This is a genomic window from Mycolicibacterium arabiense (assembly GCF_010731815.2).
GTDB lineage: Bacteria > Actinomycetota > Actinomycetes > Mycobacteriales > Mycobacteriaceae > Mycobacterium > Mycobacterium arabiense.
Genome location: NZ_AP022593.1, coordinates 1,784,682 through 1,803,739 on the forward strand (window position 1 = coordinate 1,784,682; position 19,058 = coordinate 1,803,739).

At 67.3% G+C, this 19,058-nt stretch carries 20 protein-coding genes; 19 read left to right on the plus strand and 1 reads right to left on the minus strand.

The window, feature by feature from the left end; translation table 11 throughout:
* The first annotated feature begins 235 nt into the window (after positions 1-235).
* From G6N61_RS10255 to G6N61_RS10320, 14 genes are all read left to right on the plus strand, one after another.
* The gene (locus tag G6N61_RS10255) at positions 236-778 is read left to right on the plus strand and encodes a DUF1097 domain-containing protein (RefSeq protein ID WP_163918427.1); all 543 of its coding nucleotides are present in this window, start codon (positions 236-238) and stop codon (positions 776-778) included.
* Positions 775-1,515 (plus strand): nitrile hydratase subunit beta, encoded by a 741-nt coding sequence (nthB, locus tag G6N61_RS10260; protein ID WP_163918428.1) that lies wholly within the window; start codon positions 775-777, stop codon positions 1,513-1,515. The genes G6N61_RS10255 and nthB overlap by 4 nt, the downstream gene beginning before the upstream one ends.
* Positions 1,512-2,132 (plus strand): nitrile hydratase subunit alpha, encoded by a 621-nt coding sequence (nthA, locus tag G6N61_RS10265; RefSeq protein WP_163918429.1) that lies wholly within the window; start codon positions 1,512-1,514, stop codon positions 2,130-2,132. Before nthB ends, nthA begins: the two co-directional genes overlap by 4 nt.
* Positions 2,129-2,464, plus strand: a complete 336-nt coding sequence (locus G6N61_RS10270) for a nitrile hydratase accessory protein (protein ID WP_163918430.1) — start codon at positions 2,129-2,131, stop codon at positions 2,462-2,464. The genes nthA and G6N61_RS10270 overlap by 4 nt, the downstream gene beginning before the upstream one ends.
* A 30-nt stretch (positions 2,465-2,494) precedes the next feature.
* Complete coding sequence (locus G6N61_RS10275) at positions 2,495-2,719, plus strand: CbtB domain-containing protein (protein ID WP_163918431.1); 225 nt, start codon at positions 2,495-2,497, stop codon at positions 2,717-2,719.
* Positions 2,710-3,534 carry a CbtA family protein gene (locus G6N61_RS10280; protein ID WP_163918432.1) on the plus strand — a complete coding sequence of 275 codons (825 nt, stop codon included), beginning with the start codon at positions 2,710-2,712 and terminating at the stop codon, positions 3,532-3,534. Before G6N61_RS10275 ends, G6N61_RS10280 begins: the two co-directional genes overlap by 10 nt.
* Positions 3,531-4,904 carry an MFS transporter gene (locus G6N61_RS10285; RefSeq protein ID WP_163918433.1) on the plus strand — a complete coding sequence of 458 codons (1,374 nt, stop codon included), beginning with the start codon at positions 3,531-3,533 and terminating at the stop codon, positions 4,902-4,904. Before G6N61_RS10280 ends, G6N61_RS10285 begins: the two co-directional genes overlap by 4 nt.
* A 9-nt stretch (positions 4,905-4,913) precedes the next feature.
* Positions 4,914-5,414, plus strand: a complete 501-nt coding sequence (locus tag G6N61_RS10290) for a nitroreductase/quinone reductase family protein (RefSeq protein WP_163918434.1) — start codon at positions 4,914-4,916, stop codon at positions 5,412-5,414.
* Between the two features lie 62 nt (positions 5,415-5,476).
* Positions 5,477-5,974, plus strand: coding sequence for a nitroreductase/quinone reductase family protein (locus G6N61_RS10295; RefSeq protein ID WP_163918435.1), 498 nt, complete (start codon positions 5,477-5,479; stop codon positions 5,972-5,974).
* Between the two features lie 49 nt (positions 5,975-6,023).
* Positions 6,024-7,094 carry an aldo/keto reductase gene (locus G6N61_RS10300; protein WP_163918436.1) on the plus strand — a complete coding sequence of 357 codons (1,071 nt, stop codon included), beginning with the start codon at positions 6,024-6,026 and terminating at the stop codon, positions 7,092-7,094.
* Between the two features lie 123 nt (positions 7,095-7,217).
* The gene (locus tag G6N61_RS10305; protein ID WP_163918437.1) at positions 7,218-7,427 is read left to right on the plus strand and encodes a dodecin; all 210 of its coding nucleotides are present in this window, start codon (positions 7,218-7,220) and stop codon (positions 7,425-7,427) included.
* 70 nt (positions 7,428-7,497) lie between these two features.
* On the plus strand, positions 7,498-7,977 hold the full coding sequence (locus G6N61_RS10310) for a DUF2975 domain-containing protein (RefSeq protein ID WP_163918438.1): 480 nt from the start codon (positions 7,498-7,500) through the stop codon (positions 7,975-7,977).
* Complete coding sequence (locus tag G6N61_RS10315; RefSeq protein WP_163918439.1) at positions 7,977-8,183, plus strand: helix-turn-helix domain-containing protein; 207 nt, start codon at positions 7,977-7,979, stop codon at positions 8,181-8,183. Before G6N61_RS10310 ends, G6N61_RS10315 begins: the two co-directional genes overlap by 1 nt.
* Positions 8,184-8,303: 120 nt before the next feature.
* On the plus strand, positions 8,304-9,548 hold the full coding sequence (locus G6N61_RS10320; protein ID WP_163918440.1) for an MFS transporter: 1,245 nt from the start codon (positions 8,304-8,306) through the stop codon (positions 9,546-9,548).
* Here the strand turns inward: G6N61_RS10320 and G6N61_RS10325 are convergent.
* Complete coding sequence (locus G6N61_RS10325; protein ID WP_235887474.1) at positions 9,545-11,824, minus strand: glycoside hydrolase family 3 C-terminal domain-containing protein; 2,280 nt, start codon at positions 11,822-11,824, stop codon at positions 9,545-9,547. The genes G6N61_RS10320 and G6N61_RS10325 overlap by 4 nt on opposite strands.
* A gap of 107 nt (positions 11,825-11,931) precedes the next feature.
* On the opposite strand from G6N61_RS10325, the gene G6N61_RS10330 reads away from it, so the two are divergent.
* The 5 genes from G6N61_RS10330 to G6N61_RS10350 all read left to right on the plus strand — a co-directional run bounded on the left by G6N61_RS10330 (position 11,932) and on the right by G6N61_RS10350 (position 19,058).
* Positions 11,932-12,357, plus strand: a complete 426-nt coding sequence (locus G6N61_RS10330) for a PPOX class F420-dependent oxidoreductase (protein ID WP_163918442.1) — start codon at positions 11,932-11,934, stop codon at positions 12,355-12,357.
* A gap of 552 nt (positions 12,358-12,909) precedes the next feature.
* Positions 12,910-14,280: an MFS transporter gene (locus G6N61_RS10335; protein WP_163918443.1), complete on the plus strand. Its 1,371-nt coding sequence runs from the start codon at positions 12,910-12,912 to the stop codon at positions 14,278-14,280.
* Positions 14,281-14,389: 109 nt separating this feature from the next.
* Positions 14,390-15,748: a hypothetical protein gene (locus G6N61_RS10340; protein WP_163918444.1), complete on the plus strand. Its 1,359-nt coding sequence runs from the start codon at positions 14,390-14,392 to the stop codon at positions 15,746-15,748.
* Positions 15,745-18,003 (plus strand): MMPL family transporter, encoded by a 2,259-nt coding sequence (locus tag G6N61_RS10345; RefSeq protein ID WP_179973601.1) that lies wholly within the window; start codon positions 15,745-15,747, stop codon positions 18,001-18,003. The genes G6N61_RS10340 and G6N61_RS10345 overlap by 4 nt, the downstream gene beginning before the upstream one ends.
* On the plus strand, positions 18,000-19,058 hold the full coding sequence (locus G6N61_RS10350) for a type III polyketide synthase (RefSeq protein ID WP_163918445.1): 1,059 nt from the start codon (positions 18,000-18,002) through the stop codon (positions 19,056-19,058). The genes G6N61_RS10345 and G6N61_RS10350 overlap by 4 nt, the downstream gene beginning before the upstream one ends.

Sequence of the window (19,058 nt, forward strand, 5' to 3'; positions counted from 1 at the left end):
AGACACGTTGCGCTGCAACGCTGGAGCACCTCGGCAGCCAAGGATCATCGCCACCGCGGACGTCCGGAACTGCGCGCTTTCTGTCCGTTCCCGACGGCCGAGGAAACCGCAGCGTAACCCCAGCGCAACCTCTGGCCGCGAACCTTGGAGCAGATCAGTCATCGCTTCGTCGTCGCAGCGAATCAGGTTGCACGACTGCATCTCTCCTCCTACAGCTACCCCGAAGGTGGTTCTCGTGGACTCTCGATTTGCCCTGACGCTGAGTATCGGCGTCCTCGGCGGGCTGGCCGTTGCGCTGACCGCAACGATGATCACGGTGCCCATCTGGGTCGTATTCCTGGCCTGGGCATCGTTCTTCTTCGTCGGTGGTGGCGTTGCGGGGTGGGGCCGTTCGGTGGCGTCGAACCTCGTCGGCGTCGTGATCGCCTCGGCCAGTCTCTACGCGGCGCATCTGATGGGAGGGAGCTTGTTGGCGACCGCGGTCGCCGTCGGCGTCGGAAGCGCGGTGATGGTGCAGGCGTCGTGGGTGCCTCTGCTGTCGACGACGCCCGCCGTCGTCGTCGGATTCGCGTCCACGGTGTCCACCGTGGCGGGTACCGGAAACGACGTGACGATCACGACCATCTCTCACCCCGGTCTGGTCGCCGCGGTGGCCTGCGCTCTCGGGGCATCTTTCGGCTTGCTCTCCGAGTACGCGGCCACCGTCATGACCAAGCGAACCGATCGACCCTCGGCACATGCGGATACCCCGACGACAGAAGGAAGCTCGGCATCATGAAACTGCAGCACTACCTCGGCGGGCTCGAGGGCCTGCCGGAACCCTTGACCTTGGAGAAGCGGGTCTTCATCGAAGACTGGGAGAAGCGCATCTTCGGCGTCCACGTCGCGATGATGGGTCTGTCCAACCATCTTGGCTCCGCCGTGCCGCCCTACCCCATCGACGACGTGCCGACCGCGTTGAAGGACGAATGGACATGGGCCGATCTGCGCACCGGCGCCGAGGCCATGAACCCGTTCGACTACTTCAAGTACCGCTATTACGAGAAGTGGCTGGGCGGGATCACCCAGTTCTTCCTCGACAAGGGGTACATCACCGAAGAGGAACTCGCCGAACGGATCGCCGACTTCACACCGCCATCGGGTGACGAGGGTGACGCGGGCATCGACGATCAGGTCATCGCCTATCTGCGATTGGGCGACAGCCCGAGACGCGACGTTGCGCACCCGAAGTTCGCGGTCGGCTCCGCGGTCCGCATCGCCAACGTCCCCGCCGACGCCCACAGCCGGCTACCGGGCTACCTGCGCGGCCATGTCGGAATGGTGGAACGGGTCTTCGAAGGCGACTACGCCTACTTCTGCCACACGGGTGACGGCATCGGCGATCCCATGCCGATCTACATCGTGGCGTTCGAACCGACCGACATCTGGGGCGCGCGCGCCGAAGAGGGGCCGCTCGCCCTCTACGCCGAACTCTTCGAGGCCTATCTGGAACCACTGACGGAGGAGCAGTCATGACCGACCAATTCGCCTACCCGCCCGACCGCGAGGAGGTTAGCGCCAAAAAGGTCGCTGCGCTGGAGTCACTGCTGATCGAGAAGGGTGTGATCACGCCGCAGACCGTGGACAAGGTGCTGGCCTACTTCGAGACCGAGATGACACCGCTCAACGGCAAGAAGATCGTGCTGAAGGCGTGGACCGATCCCGATTTCGCCGCCAAGGTCGTGGTCGACACGCCTGCGGCGATCGCCGAACTCGACCTGCCCGACGGCATGGCCGGAGCCGAAGGCGAGCACCTGCAGGCGGTCGCCAACTCCCCTGGCGTGCACAATTTGGTGATCTGCACGTTGTGCTCGTGCTTCCCCTGGCCGGTCCTCGGCCTGCCGCCGTACTGGTACAAAGACCCCGTCTTCCGTTCGCGCGCGGCCCGCGAACCGCGCAAGGTGCTCGCCGAGGTCGGCCTCGAACTCCCGGCCGACACGGAGATCAAGGTGTGGGATTCCAGCGGCCACTCCCGGTGGTTCGTCATTCCAGAACGTCCTGCGGGCACCGAGGACTTCACCGACGAGATGCTGATGGATCTCGTGACGACGGAATCGATGATCGGCGTCGCGGCTGCGGGGTCGACGTCGTGAAGCTGCACGAGACCTGCACGACCGACCAGGCCGCACCTCAGTTCGAACACGAATGGCAGCGCCGCGCCTTCGGTTTGGCGCTGGCGCTTTCGGAGTTCCGGCACTACTCGTGGAGCGAATTCCAGGAGAGCCTGATCGCGACGATCGGTGATTGGGAGGCAACGCCCGAGACCGAGCGCAATGAATGGGAGTACTTCGATCACTGGGTGGCGGCGCTCGAGGACGTCGTCGATCGGCACCAGTTGCTGACCGCACCGCTGCTCACCGACGCCGGCGACCACGCGCTGCCCGCCGCGCACGACCACGACCACGACCACGACCACGACCACTAATTCAGCTGCTCCGAAGTGAGGACCCTACCGATGACGAATCTCAACCCCGCCCTCGATCTCCCCCGCGTCGACCTGGGAGCGGCGGCAGCGTCCGCCGCGGTTGCCGGCCGTTTGGCGGCAGTCACGATGCTTGCGCTGATCGCCTACTACTTCGTCGGCTTCGACCAAGGCGCGGTCTCGGTGTTCGGCGCCGACACCCACGTGCACGAATTCCTCCACGACGCACGCCATCTGCTCGGCTTCCCGTGTCACTGAGTACGACGACGTCCGCTGCCCGGTACCTGCTGCCCGGCATCGTCGCCGGCATCGTCGGTTTCGCCTTCAGCAGGCTGTTGATCGAACCGCTGATCGGCCAAGCGGTGGAGTACGAGGCGCAGCGCGCACACGTCGAGGGTGAACTCCTCGGCACCGGCCATGACCATGGTCACGAACTCTTCAGCCGCACCGTTCAATCGAACGTCGGCGCCGCGGTGGGGATCACGGTCTTCGCCGTCGTGATGGGCGTTCTGTTCGCGGTCACCTACGCCGTGGTGCGTTCGGTCGTGGCTCGACGCGGGCTCACGATCCATCCCGCCGGTTTGGCCCTACTGGTCGCCGCGGGCATGTTCGTGGCCATCGCGGCGATACCGGGTGTCAAGTACCCCGCGAATCCGCCCGGTGTCGGACTGGACGACACCGCGGCCGCGCGTACCTCGAGCTTCCTCACCATCGTCGTGGTCTCAGTGGTGTGTGCGGGCATCGCACTGGCGGTAGGACTGGCGATGTCACGCCGATGGGGTGGCTGGGCGGCGTCGGTCGTCGCAGTCGGCGGCTACCTCGCGGTGATGGTCGGCGCCATGATCTTGCTGCCCGCGTTCAACGAAGTGCCCGAGCCGCTCGCCGGACCCGACGGGCTCGTGCTGCCCGGCTTCCCCGGTGAACTGCTCGCCGAGTTCCGGCTGTATTCGCTGATCGCACAAGCGCTGATGTGGCTGACGATCGGAGTGACGTTCGGTTGCCTCACCAGACTCACCGGGCAGCCGCGGTTCACACCCACGACGGGCAGGGCTTCGGTTACCGTGCCCGGATGAGCGATAGGACGTCACCCGTCCCGACCGGTCCCACCCGCGCGCCGACCAGCACCCGTCGGGCGGTCCTGAACACCGTCAGGGGTTCGGCGGGCAACCTCGTCGAGTGGTACGACGTCTACGTCTACACCGTGTTCGCGACGTACTTCGAGGCGCAGTTCTTCGACCAAGACGACGAGAACTCCACGCTGTACATCTACGCGATCTTCGCGGTCACCTTCCTGATGCGGCCGGTGGGCTCGTGGTTCTTCGGCCGCTACGCCGACCGCCGTGGCCGAAAGGCCGCGCTGATGCTCAGCATCACGATCATGTCGTCGTGTTCGTTCCTCGTCGCAATCATGCCCACCAGGGAGGTCATCGGCTGGTGGGCCGCGGTCATCCTGATCCTCGCCCGCCTGTTGCAGGGCTTTGCGACGGGCGGTGAGTACGGCACGTCGGCGACCTACATGTCCGAGGCGGCCACCGCGAACCGGCGCGGCTTCCTCTCCTCGTTCCAGTACGTGACGCTGGTCGGTGGCCACGTCCTCGCGCAGTTCACCCTGCTCATCGCGCTCAGCGTGCTCGACGTCGACGCCGTCAGCGACTGGGGATGGCGCATCGGCTTCTTCATCGGCGGCATCTCCGCGCTGGTGGTGTTGTGGATGCGACGCTCGATGGACGAATCGCTGAGCGATGCGCACCTCGAGGCCATCCGCGAGGGCAAGGACCAGTCGGCCGGTTCGCTCAAGGCGCTGTTCACTACGCACTGGCGGCCGCTGCTGCTGGTCTTCCTCATCACCGCGGGCGGCACCGTCGCGTTCTACACGTACACGATCAATGCGCCCGCGATCGTGAAGTCGACGTTCGGCAAGGACCAAGCGCTGACGGGTACGTGGATCAACCTGGCGGGGCTGATCTTCCTGATGCTGTTGCAGCCCATCGGTGGCCTGCTCAGCGACCGGGTGGGCCGCAAGCCGCTGCTGGTGTTCTTTGGCATCGGTGGCGTGCTGTACACCTACGTGCTGCTCACCTATCTCCCGCAGACCGAGTCGCCGCTGATGGCGTTCGCCTTGACCGCCGTCGGGTACGTGATCCTGACCGGGTACACGTCGGTCAACGCCATCGTCAAGGCCGAGCTGTTCCCCGCCGAGATCCGCGCCTTGGGCGTCGGATTGGGCTACGCCCTTGCCAATTCGGCGTTCGGCGGCACGGCACCGCTGCTGTACCAGGGCGCCAAGTCTGGCGACAACATCGGCTGGTTCATCTTCTACGTGACGGTGATCATCAGCATCAGCCTGCTGGTCTACGTCTTCGCGCTGAAGAACAAGAGCCTGACCGTGCTCGACCGCGAGCAGGGCAGTGCCTGGCTGCAACCCACCTCGGCGGTCAAATAGCATTTCCGCATGGGCATACCCGAGGTCGACCCGACGGCCGGATCGCCACTGCTTCGCCACGGCGCCCGGGTGACGGGCAACAAGCCCGGCCGCTGGCTGGCCCGGCGGGTGGCGCCGCGCGTCGACCGCCAGTTGCTCCGCCTGAGCAAGGGCAAGCTGTCGACGGCGATGGTGACGCCCGAACTGCTGCTCGTCAGCACCGGAGCGAAGACGGGTCAGCGACGGACCACTCCCCTGACCTACTTCACCGACGGCGGACGGGCCATCGTCATCGCGTCCAACTACGGCAGCTCGCGACATCCGTCCTGGTACTACAACGTCCTGGCGCACCCCCGGGTCACCATCTCCGCGGGCGGATACACCGGCGAGTTCCTCGCCCAGGAGATCTCGGGCTCCGAGCGGAACCGGCTGTGGGGCCTTGCGACCACCTTCATCCCGTCCTACGCCCAGTACGAACGGCTGGCGGGCAAGCGCACGATCCCGGTCGTGGCGTTCACCGAGACCCCCTGACCGCTCCTCGCGCCGCCACGTACGGTCGAGGTCGCCCAACATCAAGCCGGGAGGAATGACGAATGGCCGACGCAGACGCCGCATCGATCCGAGCAGCCCGAGGCGAGTGGGCGGATGAACACCTTCGGAGCTACCTGGAATCGGGCGGCGCTCAGGGTCACGTCCTCGATCTCAGCTCCGTGGGCGGCCACGCACTGACCACCCATTGCCTGATCAAGTGCGTGGGGCGCAAGTCCGGGCGGGTGCACGTCAAGCCGTTGATTTACGGCAACGTCGCCGGTGAGATCGTCATCGTGGCCTCCAAGGGTGGCGCGGACGACCATCCGCAGTGGTACCTGAACATCCAGGACAGCGAGACCATCGGCGTTCAGATCGCCACGCAGGCGTTCGAGGCAACGTGGCGTGAGCCCGAGGACGAAGAGCGTCACGCCGTGTGGACGTACATGACCCACCTGTACCCGCCGTACCTCGGCTACCAGACGTCGACGACGCGCCGCATCCCGGTCGTGATGCTGAAGACGGTGCGCCCGATCCCGGCCTTCACCCCCGCCGACGCCTGACTCCGCGACATGACCCTCATCGATGGGTGACGGTCCCTACGATGGGGTGATGACCGACGATCTGGCGATCTCCGACGTCCCCTTCACCAACGACCCCTGGGTAGCGGCGCGGGAACGCTATGCCGCGATGCCGTACCGACGGGTCGGGACGTCCGGGCTACTGCTCCCGGCGATATCGCTCGGTCTCTGGTACAACTTCGGCGACAACCGCCCCTTCGACGGGCAACGAGAAGTGTTGCGCTACGCCTTCGATCGCGGGATCACGCACTTCGACCTCGCCAACAACTACGGCCCACCGTATGGCTCTGCCGAGGAGAACTTCGGCCGGATGCTGCGCCGGGACTTCAAGCCCTACCGCAACGAACTGATCATCTCCACCAAGGCGGGCTGGGACATGTGGCCGGGGCCCTATGGCCAGCTCGGTGGCAGGGCCTACCTCTTGGCGAGCCTCGACGCCTCGCTGGACCGGCTCGGTCTCGACTACGTCGACGTCTTCTACTCCCACCGCATCGACCCGGTCACGCCGCTGGAGGAGACGATCGGCGCACTGGACACCGCCGTGCGCGCGGGAAAGGCTCGCTACGTTGGCATTTCGTCGTACTCGGCAGCCAAGACGTCCGAGGCCGCGGCCATCGCACGCCGTCTGGGCACCCCGCTGGTCATCCACCAACCGTCGTACTCGCTGCTGAACCGATGGATCGAAGGCGATCTGACCGCCGAACTCGGAAACGCAGGCATGGGGGCCATTGCGTTCACCGCGCTGGCGCAGGGCCTGCTGACCGACCGCTATCTGCAGCGGCCCGCGGGTGACGTCGACCGCGCGACGGCGCGACCGACGTTCGACGACGAGCTGGTGACCGACGAGGTCCTCGAACGACTCCGGGGACTCGCGGGCATTGCCGAGCGCCGCGGTCAGTCGCTGGCCCAGCTCGCGCTGGCGTGGGTGCTGCGCGACCCCACGGTGGCCTCCACCCTGGTCGGCGCGTCGAGCGTCGCCCAGCTCGAGGAGAACCTCGGCGCGCTGGACAACTTGGACTTCACGGCGGAGGAACTCAGCGAGATCGACCGCTACGCATCCGATTCCGGCATCGATCTGTGGCGCGAGAGTTCCGACGTCTAGCGGCGAAGTCACGATCTGGAATTCACCCGAGCAGAACCGCGGCGTGACCGACGTGGACGTGGTCGACTCGATCGACACACGACAGCAGCGTCCGGCCGCCCGACGGCCGCGAAGGGAGAACCGATGAGCGAGCACACCTACCGCGTCATCGAGATCGTCGGCACGTCGCCCGAGGGCATCGACACCGCGATCCGCAACGGCATCGGCCGAGCCGCCCAGACCACGCGGAACCTGGACTGGTTCGAGGTCGCTTCGGTGCGCGGTGAGATCTCCGACGGTGCGGTCGCACACTTTCAGGTGACCCTCAAGGTCGGCTTCCGCATCGACGACTGAGTCGACGCGCGGCCGCTCAGGTCGCCGACCGCCTATTGACAATCGATAGATATCGATTGAGTCTTGATGCATGCCACTCGAGCGTTGGGCCGTGCCTGCCCTGAGGACCTTCCTCGTCGTGCTGTTCGCGGTCCTGCTGCTGCTTCAAGTCATGTCGCTGCCAGGCCAGTTCGCGCACATGGCCCAGGAGTCGCCGGACCAGGCGCACCTCCGGTGGCCCTTGACGGTGGTCTCGGTCTTCTGGGTGCTGTGCGTCCAGGTGGTGCTCGTCTGCATCTGGAGGCTGCTCACGATGGTCAAGAGCGACCGCATCTTCACGCCGGCATCGCTGGTGTGGGTGGACGTGATCATCTGGGCGATCGCAGCCGGATGGGTGACGTTCCTCGGCGCATTCCTCTACGTCGGCTTCCATGCGACCGACCCCGGGACGCCGCTGCTGATGTTCCTGCTGCTGGTCGGCGGTGCCGTCCTCGGATCGCTGATGGTGGTCATGCGGGCCCTGCTGCGCCAGGCCACCGCGCTACGCACCGACATGGATGCGGTGATCTGATGCCCGTCGTCGTGCGCATCGACGTGCAGTTGGCAAGGCGGAAGATGAGCGTCGGCGAGTTCGCCGATCGGATCGGGCTGACGCCGGCGAACGTGGCGGTGCTCAAGAACGGCCGGGCCAAGGCGATCCGCTTCAGCACGCTGGAGGCCATGTGCCGGGTGCTCGAGTGCCAGCCAGGCGACCTGCTCGAGTGGGTCGAGGAGTGAGCCCCTCTCCGCACGCCGCTGGGCGCCTCGAGAAACATGGGTGTGCTATGCATATTTGGTGCCGTGCCCTTCGACCCCGATCCCCGGGCTGACTCCGAAGCACGGGTTTGCGGTGTCCTCATGACCGCGGAGGCCGTATCGACCCAGCGCCCTCGCAACGCTCTGGGACTGATGTTCGATCCCGTGTTTGGTGCGCTGTTCTGGGGAAAGATGTTCGCGGTCGTCGCGGTGTGGACGCACGGCATCGTCGCGGCCATCGTCATCTATGACGCGACGCGTTCGGCCCTGATGGTCGGCCTGGTCGGGGTCGTCCAGTTCGGCCCGCAGCTGATCCTGACGCCCACCAGCGGCAAGTGGGCGGACACCGGCAACCCCGCACGACAGATCCTGCTGGGCAGAGTGCTGTGCGTCCTCGGGTCGGGGTTGGTGGCAGCGTGGCTGTTCGCCGACCCCGGGCTTCTGGGGCTCGCGGTGGCCGTTCCGGTCCTCATCGGATCGTTGCTCGTGGGACTCGGTTTCGTCGTGGGCGGTCCGGCCATGCAGTCGATCGTCCCGAACATCATTCGCGACGGTGAGCTGTCGACCGCCATGGCGCTGAACAGCATTCCGATGACCATCGGCCGCATCGTGGGTCCCGCCGCCGGCGCCTATCTCGCGGCACACCTGGGCTCGAGCGCCGCGTTCGCCGCGGCGGCCGCGCTGCACCTGATCTTCGCCCTCTTCATCGTCGCCGTGCGCTTCCCCGCACCGCCGAAGAGGCGCTCCGGCACCGACTACCGCGTGCGCGCCGCCGTCAAGTACGTCTGGCACGACCGCCCGCTGCTGCTGGCGCTGCTCGCCGTGGCCACGGTGGGCATCGCCTCGGACCCGTCGATCACGCTGGCGCCCTCGCTCGCCGATGCCCTCGGCGGCGACAGCCGCCTCGTCGGAACGCTGTCGGCGGTCTTCGGCGTCGGCGCGGCCGTGGGCATGGCCAGCCTGGCGCTGATGGGTGGGCGGGTCGCGTCTGCCTGGGTCTCGTCGATAGGACTCGGCGTTCTCGCAGTCGGTTCCGCGGTGCTCGCGGTGGGCACCGTCACCGGGATCGCGTTGGCCGGATTCGCCCTCGCCGGCCTCGGTTTCGGGTGGGCCATGACGGGTCTGAGCACCGTGGTGCAGGAGCGTGCACCCGAGGAACTACGCGGCCGCATCATGGCCCTGTGGCTCGTCGGATTCGTGGGCTCCCGGCCGATCGCCGCCCTCGTCCTCGGCGGCGCCGCGGACCTGATCAACGTCCAGGCGGGGTTCGCCGTCGCGGCCGCCCTGACCATCGCAGTGACGCTACTGTGCCGGCCGTCGAAGCTGACCGGGCCGCTACCGACCTAGTCCCCCGCCGAATTACGGGCGTTGATCGAATCCAGCAGCGCCTGAACCTCGGCGGCCCCGACACCGCTTCCCGCACCGAAGCCTCTGACCATCCGGCCGATGGGAATCGACGCGGCCATGCGCAGCATGTCGACGCCGAGCGCCTCGCCTCCACCGTCGCCTGCCGGCGCGAACGATGCGAACGCTTCGCCGAGTGCCTGAGCGCCAACGGGATCCGACATCAGCTCGCCGAGGGTGGATTCGAGTGTGAACGGCAGCCGTCCGTCGTCGCCGTCCATCTCGACGTCCTCCCCGAGCCTGAGGTCGCGACTCGACGCGCCCGCTTCGATGCGGTAGGTGCCACCCTCCACGACCCACCGGTTCAGCCGGTCATCCCAGTACGCGAGGTCGCGGCGCTCGATACGCACCGAGATGACCGTGCTCGCACCGGGTTCGAGGTCGACGGACCCGAATCCGACGAGTTCGCGCGGCGCACGGCTGACCGTCGACGTGGCCACGGACGCGTAGAGCTGCACCACTTCTCGGCCGGCGCGCTCCCCGGTATTCGTCACGGTGACCCGGGCGAGGATCCCCTCGCCATCGACTGCCAGGTCGAGTCCGTCATAGCCGAAGGACGTGTAGGACAGGCCATGCCCGAACGGGTAGAGCACGTCCTGCCCGCGGACGTCGTACCCCCGGTACCCCACGAAGATGCCTTCCCCGTAGCGTACGCGCGAGTGCTCGCCGGGGAAGTGCGGATAACTGGGAGCGTCCTCCAGTCGCAGCGGGAAGGTCTCCGCCACGCGGCCCGACGGGTTCACCGCACCGGTAAGCACGTCGGCGATCGCACCGCCGCCCGCCTGCCCGAGCAGTGCGCCGCCCAGGATTGCGCGCGCTGAAGCGTGCACCGGTGCGAGTCGCAACACGCCTCCGGCGGACACGACCACGACGGTGTTGGATTGCGCCGCAACCACTTCCTCCAGGAGAGCCAGCTGATCGCCGGGCACGTCGATGTCGTCGCGGTCGAACCCTTCGGACTCCTGACTGGCGGCGAGGCCGGCGAAGACGACGGCGACATCGGCGGCCGCTGCCGTGCGGACCGCCTCGGCACGCAACGCGCCAGCGTCGGCCATGCCGCCCGTGTCGAAGCCGCGGGCGAAGGTCACCTCGCCGTCGACGGCCGCCCGGATCTCCTCGAGCGGCGAGTCCACCCGCGTCGGAGTCACGTGCGAACTGCCGCCGCCCTGATAGCGCGGGTCTTCGGCGAACGCGCCAATGACGGCCACCGACCGCCGCGTGTCGAGAGGCAGCAGGTCGTTCTCGTTCTTGAGCAGGACGATGCTGCGGCCTGCCGCCTCCCGGGCCAGCGCGTGATGCGCATCGGCATCGACGGTGACGTCGCGCCGTCCGGCGTCCACCCGTGCCGACAGCCGGGCCACGGCCCGCGCCGCTCGATCGACCGCCGATGCGTCGAGTCGGCCATCGGACGCCGCGGTGACGACCGCGGCGTCGTCGGCGGCGGTATCGCCCGGCATCTGCAGGTCGAGGCCTGCCGCGACGGCTGCGACCCGGTCGGCCACCGCGCCCCAGTCGCTCACCACCAGACCGTCGAAGCCCCACGTGTCGCGCAGCACGTCGGTGAGCAGCCAGCGGTTCTGCGAGGCGTACACGCCGTTGATCCGGTTGTAGGAGCACATGACGGTCCACGGTTCGGCATCGCGCACGACTCGTTCGAACGCGCGGAGATAGATCTCTCGCAGCGTGCGCTGGTCCACCTCGGCGCTGGTGCGCATGCGGTCGTGCTCCTGATTGTTGACCGCGAAGTGCTTGAGGGACGCGCCGACTCCGCCCGATTGCAGTCCGCGAACCCACTCGATGGCGAGCCTCCCGGAAAGGTACGGGTCCTCGCTGAAGTACTCGAAGTTGCGGCCGCACCGCGGGTCCCGCTTGATGTTGATGCCGGGCCCGAGCAGCACACCCAGCCCGACGGCCTGCGCCTCGTCGGCGAGCGCCGCGCCGACGCGCCGGGCCAGTTCGGGATCCCAACTCTGCGCCAGACCGACGGCCGGTGGGAAGCAGGTAGCCGGAACGCTGCCGCCCAGTCCGAGGTGGTCACCGGCCTCGGCCTGGAAGCGGACGCCGTGTGGCCCATCGGACATCGCCACCGCCGAGACGCCCGCTACCGCCTTGGTCCGCCAGAAGGACGCCCCGCCCCCGAGCGCTGCCTTCTGCTCGGGCGTGAGTTCGCCGACGGCGTCCTCCGACGCCCGAGTGCGGTGTTCTGACCCCTTCGTCACCACATCCGGTCTACCACGGCCGCCGGATCCACCCTCGTCGTGCGCGGCTTGAAAATCGTCAGGAAGGGCATCCCTGCATGGACCCGATCCCGACCCTGGAGATGCCCATGTCATCGTCACTGACCGACGACGCCAAGAAGATGCTCGCCAAACCCAATCCTGCCGTCATCTGCACCACCCGACGCGACGGCCAGCCCGTGTCCGCTGCCACCTGGTACCTGTTCCGAGACGATCGCATCCTGGTCAACATGGACGTCGGCCGGAAGCGCCTGAATCACATGCGCAGGGATCCGCGGGTCTCACTCACCGTGATCGACGAGAACGATTGGTACACCCACGTGACCGTGATCGGTCACGTGACGGAGATCTACGACGACGACGGCCTGGCCGACATCGACGCGCTGTCCGAGCACTACCAGGGCAAGGAGTATCCCGACCGGAACCGCCTGCGAGTCAGTGCCCTGATCGAAGTCGACCGCGTGCACGGCTGGGGCGCGCAGAAGAACAACGATCAGCCCGATGGCAGCGGCTAGTCCGATTCGAGACTGATTGCCGCACAACGACGATGGCATCGCCTGCGGACCGGCAGCGTGGTTCTCAGCGGTGATTGCGATGAATGATGATGATCTGAGGTTGGGGTTGAACGTGCGGAGCGACTGCAGTGATCTGGCTGTTGCCTGGCGAGACGCATTGGGTAGCCGATCCGATGTCGGTACACGTGAGCGGAGACGCGGCTGCCGTGGGCGCTGCGAGAACGGCCGCCGCAGCCGCCGCCACGAACAGCGGGGCCAGGTGGGAGGCTGTGAAGTGCATGGGAGTCCTTTGCCGAGTGAGACCTTGGCGATGTGCCACGGCCACCTACGAGTCAACGACCCACACGGACCGGGTCATTCCGCGGTGCGGCGTTCCCACAGCCGACTGACAGAAAGCGGCGCATCCGCGGGGCGTAGATTCGGTTCAGTGCTCACGACTTCGAGGCGTCACCGGAATACCCCAAACGACGCCCGGGTCGCACGGCGGTGACGTCGACCTCGACAGCCGCAGTCGGATTTCGCTCCGAGCGCGGACCCGTCCTGATATCGGTCATGCTGAGCACCGGTCTGGTCGCCATCGACGCCACGGTGCTGGCGACTGCCGTGCCCTCGATCGTCGGTGAACTGGGGGGCTTCAACCAATTCCCCTGGCTGTTCTCGGCGTATCTGCTGGGACAGGCGGTGACCACCCCGATCTACGCGAAGCTGTCCGACGTGTTCGGCCGCAAGTCGATCCTCCTGGTGGGGATCGGGGTGTTCCTGTTGGGTTCCGTGTTGTGCGCCGCAGCGTGGAACATGCTCGCGCTGATCATCTTTCGAGCCATTCAGGGTATCGGTGCCGGTGCAGTGCAACCGACGGCCTTGACCATCGTCGGTGACGTCTACACGGTCGCCGAGCGAGCGCGGGTGCAGGGCTACCTGGCGAGTGTGTGGGCCGTCTCGTCGGTCGTCGGGCCGATGCTGGGTGGAGCCTTCTCGCAACTGGGCATCTGGCGCGGCGTCTTCCTGATCAACATCCCGCTGTGCCTGCTCGCGGCGTGGATGTTCAACCGCCACTTCCACGAAGACGTGACGCGAAAGGACCGCAGCGTCGACGTCCTCGGCGCAGTACTCCTGGCGGCGGCCATGACCTCACTGGTGCTGGCAGTTCTGGGCGGCGGCCAGACGTGGGCGTGGACCTCCGCGCCGAGCATCGGCGCCTTCACGACGGGCGCTGTGCTGCTGGCGATCTTCTTCGTGGTCGAACGCCGCGCTCCGGAGCCGATTCTGCCGATGTGGGTGTTCTCGCGCCGCCTGCTCTGCGCGACCACCATCGTCGCGTTCGGAGTGGGCGCCATCCTGATGGGGCTGACGTCCTACGTCCCGACGTACCTCGAGGGATCACTGCGAGTCCAGCCCATCGTCGCCGGTCTCGCCTTGGCGGCGCTGACCATCGGTTGGCCCGCCACCGCGGCGATCGCAGGCAAGCTCTATCTGCGATGGGGGTTCAAGCGCACTGCGGTGGTCGGCGCTTCGCTGGTGATCACGGGGGCGTCCGGGCTCGCGGCGTTGGCGCACCGGCCGAACGTCGCAGGCGTAGCAGTCGTGTGCTTCGTGATCGGCGCCGGCATGGGGCTACTCGCAGTACCGACGCTGATCGCCGCACAGTCGAGCGTCGACTGGGATGAGCGCGGCATGGTGACCGGAAACAACATGTTCGCCCGGTCGCTCGGCAGCGCGGTGGGAGTCGCGGTCTTCGGCGCCATCGCCAACTCGATCTTCGGCTCCGGAGACCTGAACTCACTGGGGCCTGCGGTCGTCCAGTCCGGGTCGGCCGCCGTCTTCATCGGCGTGCTGGTGGTAGCCGTGGCGACTGCCGTGGCCGTCCTCGCCATGCCGCGCACGCCACCTGCGACCACGGCGGTACCGACGACGGCAGAGTGACGCCTCCGCGACCCCCGACGAGCCGTTAAGTCACCAACTGTTGACACGGCGTTCCGCGCCGCATAGCGTGCTAAGTCATCACTCGTTGACATAGCCCAGGGGTCGCTCGATGGAATTCTCAGCCCGCTCGTTCGTCACCGCCGGGGTCGCACTGACCGCAGCAAGCGCACTCGCCTTCACCCCACTGGTCATCCCCGGCCCGGCGGTGAGCATTCCCATCGCCGCAGCACCGACCGTCTCGATGCCCGACGTCCGGTTGGCCGTATCCGCAGCGGATCTCGAGACGTTCTTCGCAGGCATGCAAGCCGTCCTCACCCGCTCCACCGCCGGGGCCGCAGAACTGGCAGGTGTCCCGGGCCAGAACCTGATCGGCGTCGTCGACAACGTGGTGACGCTGATCGACACCGTCTTCTCCCGCCTGATCGATTCGACGAGCAACCAGACCATCGTCGCGTCGCTGACCATTCTGAAGACACTCTCGGTCGACGCGTTCGCCATGCTCTCGGAGAATCTCGGCCGGATCAACCCCGTCATCACGACCACGACGGCACAGGTCGGCGAACTGCTCACCACTGCGCTGACGGCGTCACTGCGAAACGTCTCGGTCGCGCTGCTGAACCTCGCGAACGACCCGCTGTCGCTTGCGAGCAGCATCGGACTGATCACCGCCGGCGTCACGAGCGGTCGGCTGCTCGCCGCCAACGGTCTCACTGCCGTGCGAACCATCGGGGACGCCGGGTTCGCGATCGCGGGGATCGCGCTGCACGAAGTGACTTTCCAGTTCAACAACGCGGTCACCGGACTGAGTGCTTTGCTCACTCAGCTGGGTACCGCCTCGGGCAATGCGGTCGTCGAGGCGCTCATCGGAGCGGTTCGCGCTCTTGCGATCTCGCCGGCCGTAACCGTGTTCAACGTCGGTTCCGCAGCGGTCGGCACCGTGCTGGACGTCGCGAACGCCGGATTCGACGCGGCCCTCGACGGCGCAATCGGCATCGCGAACGGCACCGGCACCGGCGGTGCGCTGCCCGACCCTGCCGGCGTGCCCGCGACCGCGCTGGCCTCCCACGACACCCAGACCGCACCGCAGACCGAACTCCAAACGGACGTGTTGCATTCCGTCGATACGGAGGCCCCCACGGACGAGGCCGTGGTGCCTACACTCGACCCCTCCGCAGCGCCGGAGACAGCGGGTCCCGTCACGGTCACACCGAGCGACGTCGTCGTGGAGGACGACGCCGACATCGACGACGACGTCCCCGCCGAGACCGGCACCCAACCGATCGCAGACGCGCCGGCAGACGATGCACCGAATGAGACGATGACGCCGAAGACCGAACACGACGCCCATCAGCCCGGCACGGAGGCTGCGAGCCAGCCCCGTCCGCACGAGCCAAGTCGACCCGAGACCGAGAAGGGTTCGACGGCCGATCGCGACGCGGCGGCCAGTGATCCTGGCGACGAATCATGACCACGCACAATAGGATTCGAAGGCCGTTCCTGCAACGGGTCGCCGAACTCGCGATCTCCACTCCTCGGCGGTTCCTGGCGATCGCGGCGATGATCACCGTGGCCGCGGGCATCTTCGGGGTTCCGGTCGCCAAGAGCCTGTGTGCGTGCGGTTTCGAGGATCCGGCGTCGGAGTCGGCAACGGCCTCCCGGATGCTGGTCGAGAAGTTCGACCACGGCGATGCCCAACTGCTCTTGGTCGTCGGTTCACCGGACGGGTACCGCAGCCCGGCCGCCGAGGCCACGGCCGGCCGCATCGTCGACGAGTTGTCGCGATCGGAACACGTCGCAACCGTCGGCTCCGCCTGGACGTCGCCTCCATCCGTCGCCGCAGGCATGGTCAGCACCGACCAGCGCGCCGGGCTCGTCGTCGCCGGGATCACCGGCGGCGAGAGCGATTCCCCCAAGCACGCCAAGGAACTCGCCGACCGGCTGGCACGCGACGGCGACGGCGTGACGGTGCGCGCAGGCGGAGCAGCGATGGTCAACGCTCAGATCACCGAGCAGTCCCAGCGTGACCTGCTGCTGATGGAGTCACTGGCGATACCGCTGTCCTTCGCCGTGCTGGTCTGGGTGTTCGGCGGCCTGCTGGCCGCCGCGGTTCCGGTCGCCGTCGGCGCAATGGCGGTCATCGGAGCGCTGGCGGTGCTGCGCGGGGTGACCCTGTTCACCGACGTGAGCATCTTCGCGCTCAACCTCAGTGCCGCACTCGGTTTGGCGCTGGCGATCGACTACACCCTGCTGCTGGTCAGCCGCTACCGGGATGAGTTGTCGGATGGGGCGTGTCGCGACCACGCCCTGGTCACGACGATGACGACCGCCGGGCGAACGGTGATCTTCTCGGCCTCCATCGTCGCGCTGTCGATGGCGATGATGGCGCTGTTCCCGATGCACTTCTTGAAGTCGTTCGCCTATGCCGGCGTGGCGACCGTCGCCTTCGCCGCCGCAGCCGCGCTGCTCGTCACGCCTGCGGCCATCGTCCTTCTCGGGGACCGGCTCGATCCGTTGCGCGGTCGGGCGGCTTTCGGCAGGCACCGGCCGACCCAACCGGTCGAGGCCACGTTCCTGTACCGCTGGACCAAGGCCGTCATGCGGCGTGCCGTGCCGGTCGGGCTGGCCGTGGTGACGCTGATGCTGGTTCTCGGCGCGCCGTTCCTCGGAGTCGAGTGGGGCTTCCCGGACGACCGCGTGCTGCCGCGAGACGCGTCGGCACACCAGGTCGGGGATCGACTACGCGACGAGTTCGCCAACGATTCCGCGACTGCCGTCACCGTCGTCGTTCCCGACAGCACCGGGCTCGGTGCCGCGGACTTCAGCCGGTACGCAGCAGACGTCTCGAGCGTTCCACTGGTCGCCGGTGTCTCGGCGCCCACGGTGGTCGACAGCAGTGCCTACCTCACGGTGGCCAGCACCGCGCCACTGTTCTCGGACGACTCGCAGCACCAGCTCGACCGCATCCACGACGTGAGCGGGCCAGGCGGGCGTGACGTCCTCCTGACCGGCACCGCACAGGTCAACAGTGACAGCGTGCACGCCATCACCTCTCGGCTCCCCGTGGTCCTCGGCCTCATTGCCCTGGTGATGTTCGTCCTGCTGTTCCTGCTGACGGGCAGCCTCGCCATCCCGCTAAAGGCGTTGTTGCTCAACGTTTTGTCGCTGACCGCGGCGTTCGGTGCGATGGTGTGGATCTTCCAGGACGGTCATCTCGGTGGGCTCGGCACGACGACCACCGGAACGCTGGTGGCGAACATCCCGGTACTGCTGTTCTGCATCGCCTTCGGTCTGTCCATGGACTACGAGGTGTTCCTGGTCTCCCGGATACGCGAGTTCTGGATGTCCGGCGCGGGGAACGGCTCTGCCCGACTACGCAATGACGAGAGCGTCGCCCTCGGGATCGCCCGCACCGGACGCGTCGTCACCGCCGCAGCAGTCGTCATGTCGATCTCGTTCGCAGCGCTGATCGCCGCCGAGGTCTCGTTCATGCGGATGTTCGGGCTTGGCCTGACGCTGGCGGTGCTCGCCGACGCCACCTTGATCCGGATGGCGCTGATGCCGGCGTTCATGCACCTGATGGGCGGCTGGAACTGGTGGGCACCGCAGTGGCTCACCCGAATACACGCGAACTTCGGCCTCGACCACGGGTCCGGAAGTCGAGCTCACGACGACGTGAGCGAACTGCAGTCATGTGTCTCGACCCAGATGAGGAGTGATCGATGAGCGTCATAGCAAGTGTGCGAGGGGAATTGCCACCACGCCGCTACACCCAGGACGAGGTGACCGAGGCGTTGCTCGCGATGCCCGGCTACGCGGATCACGCCGACGCGATCCGCAAGCTGCATCGAAGCGCGAAGGTCGACAGCAGGCACATGGTCCTGCCACTGGGAGACTACGCGAGCCTGAACGACTTCGGTCGGGCCAACGACGTGTTCATCGAGCACGCGGTGGAGCTGGGGTGCGCCGCGGTGCTGGGCGCCCTGGACGATGCGGGGCTGACCCCCGCCGACGTCGACGTCATCTACACGACCACGGTCACCGGCCTGGCCGTGCCGACGCTTGATGCACGCATCGCAGGCATCATCGGTCTGCGCCCCGACGTCAAGCGCATCCCGATGTTCGGGTTGGGCTGCGTCGCAGGGGCTGCCGGCATTGCCCGCGTGCACGACCACCTGCGCGGCGCCCCCGACGACGTGGCGGTCCTGCTCGCGGTCGAACTGTGCTCGCTGGTGCCGAAGACCGACCCGTCGATGGCCACCGTCGTCGGCTCGAGCCTGTTCGGCGACGGCGCGGCCGCGGTGGTGGTGGTCGGCGACCGGCGCGCCGAGGGGATGGACGCCGCCGGACCCGAGGTGCTGGACTCGCGCAGCCACCTCTACCCCGACTCGCAGCGCACCATGGGTTGGGACGTCGACTCCAGCGGCTTCCGCCTCGTGCTGTCCCCCGACGTGCCACGGGTGGTCGAGCAGTACCTCGGCGACGACGTCACCGGATTCCTCGCGAGCCACGACCTCGAGGTCGGCGACATCGGCGCCTGGGTGAGCCATCCCGGCGGACCGAAGGTCATCGAGGCGATCACCTCCACGCTCGGATTGCCCGACGACGCACTCGAACTCACGTGGCGATCGTTGGCCGAGGTGGGCAACCTGTCGTCCGCCTCCGTGCTGCACGTCCTGCGCGACACGATTGCCAAGCGTCCACCGGCGGGAACTCCCGGCCTGATGATGGCGATGGGCCCGGGGTTCTGCTCCGAACTCGTCCTGCTGCGCTGGCGCTGA

Bases quoted from the DNA above. Each gene is read 5' to 3' on its own strand.
- nthB (WP_163918428.1), top strand. From the start codon at position 775: ATGAAACTGCAGCACTACCTCGGCGGGCTCGAGGGCCTGCCGGAACCC.
- G6N61_RS10285 (WP_163918433.1), top strand. From the start codon at position 3,531: ATGAGCGATAGGACGTCACCCGTCCCGACCGGTCCCACCCGCGCGCCG.
- G6N61_RS10315 (WP_163918439.1), top strand. From the start codon at position 7,977: ATGCCCGTCGTCGTGCGCATCGACGTGCAGTTGGCAAGGCGGAAGATG.
- G6N61_RS10305 (WP_163918437.1), top strand. From the start codon at position 7,218: ATGAGCGAGCACACCTACCGCGTCATCGAGATCGTCGGCACGTCGCCC.
- G6N61_RS10295 (WP_163918435.1), top strand. From the start codon at position 5,477: ATGGCCGACGCAGACGCCGCATCGATCCGAGCAGCCCGAGGCGAGTGG.
- G6N61_RS10340 (WP_163918444.1), top strand. From the start codon at position 14,390: ATGGAATTCTCAGCCCGCTCGTTCGTCACCGCCGGGGTCGCACTGACC.
- G6N61_RS10345 (WP_179973601.1), top strand. From the start codon at position 15,745: ATGACCACGCACAATAGGATTCGAAGGCCGTTCCTGCAACGGGTCGCC.
- G6N61_RS10330 (WP_163918442.1), top strand. From the start codon at position 11,932: ATGTCATCGTCACTGACCGACGACGCCAAGAAGATGCTCGCCAAACCC.
- G6N61_RS10300 (WP_163918436.1), top strand. From the start codon at position 6,024: ATGACCGACGATCTGGCGATCTCCGACGTCCCCTTCACCAACGACCCC.
- G6N61_RS10290 (WP_163918434.1), top strand. From the start codon at position 4,914: ATGGGCATACCCGAGGTCGACCCGACGGCCGGATCGCCACTGCTTCGC.
- G6N61_RS10275 (WP_163918431.1), top strand. From the start codon at position 2,495: ATGACGAATCTCAACCCCGCCCTCGATCTCCCCCGCGTCGACCTGGGA.
- nthA (WP_163918429.1), top strand. From the start codon at position 1,512: ATGACCGACCAATTCGCCTACCCGCCCGACCGCGAGGAGGTTAGCGCC.
- G6N61_RS10310 (WP_163918438.1), top strand. From the start codon at position 7,498: ATGCCACTCGAGCGTTGGGCCGTGCCTGCCCTGAGGACCTTCCTCGTC.
- G6N61_RS10350 (WP_163918445.1), top strand. From the start codon at position 18,000: ATGAGCGTCATAGCAAGTGTGCGAGGGGAATTGCCACCACGCCGCTAC.
- G6N61_RS10320 (WP_163918440.1), top strand. From the start codon at position 8,304: ATGACCGCGGAGGCCGTATCGACCCAGCGCCCTCGCAACGCTCTGGGA.
- G6N61_RS10335 (WP_163918443.1), top strand. From the start codon at position 12,910: ATGCTGAGCACCGGTCTGGTCGCCATCGACGCCACGGTGCTGGCGACT.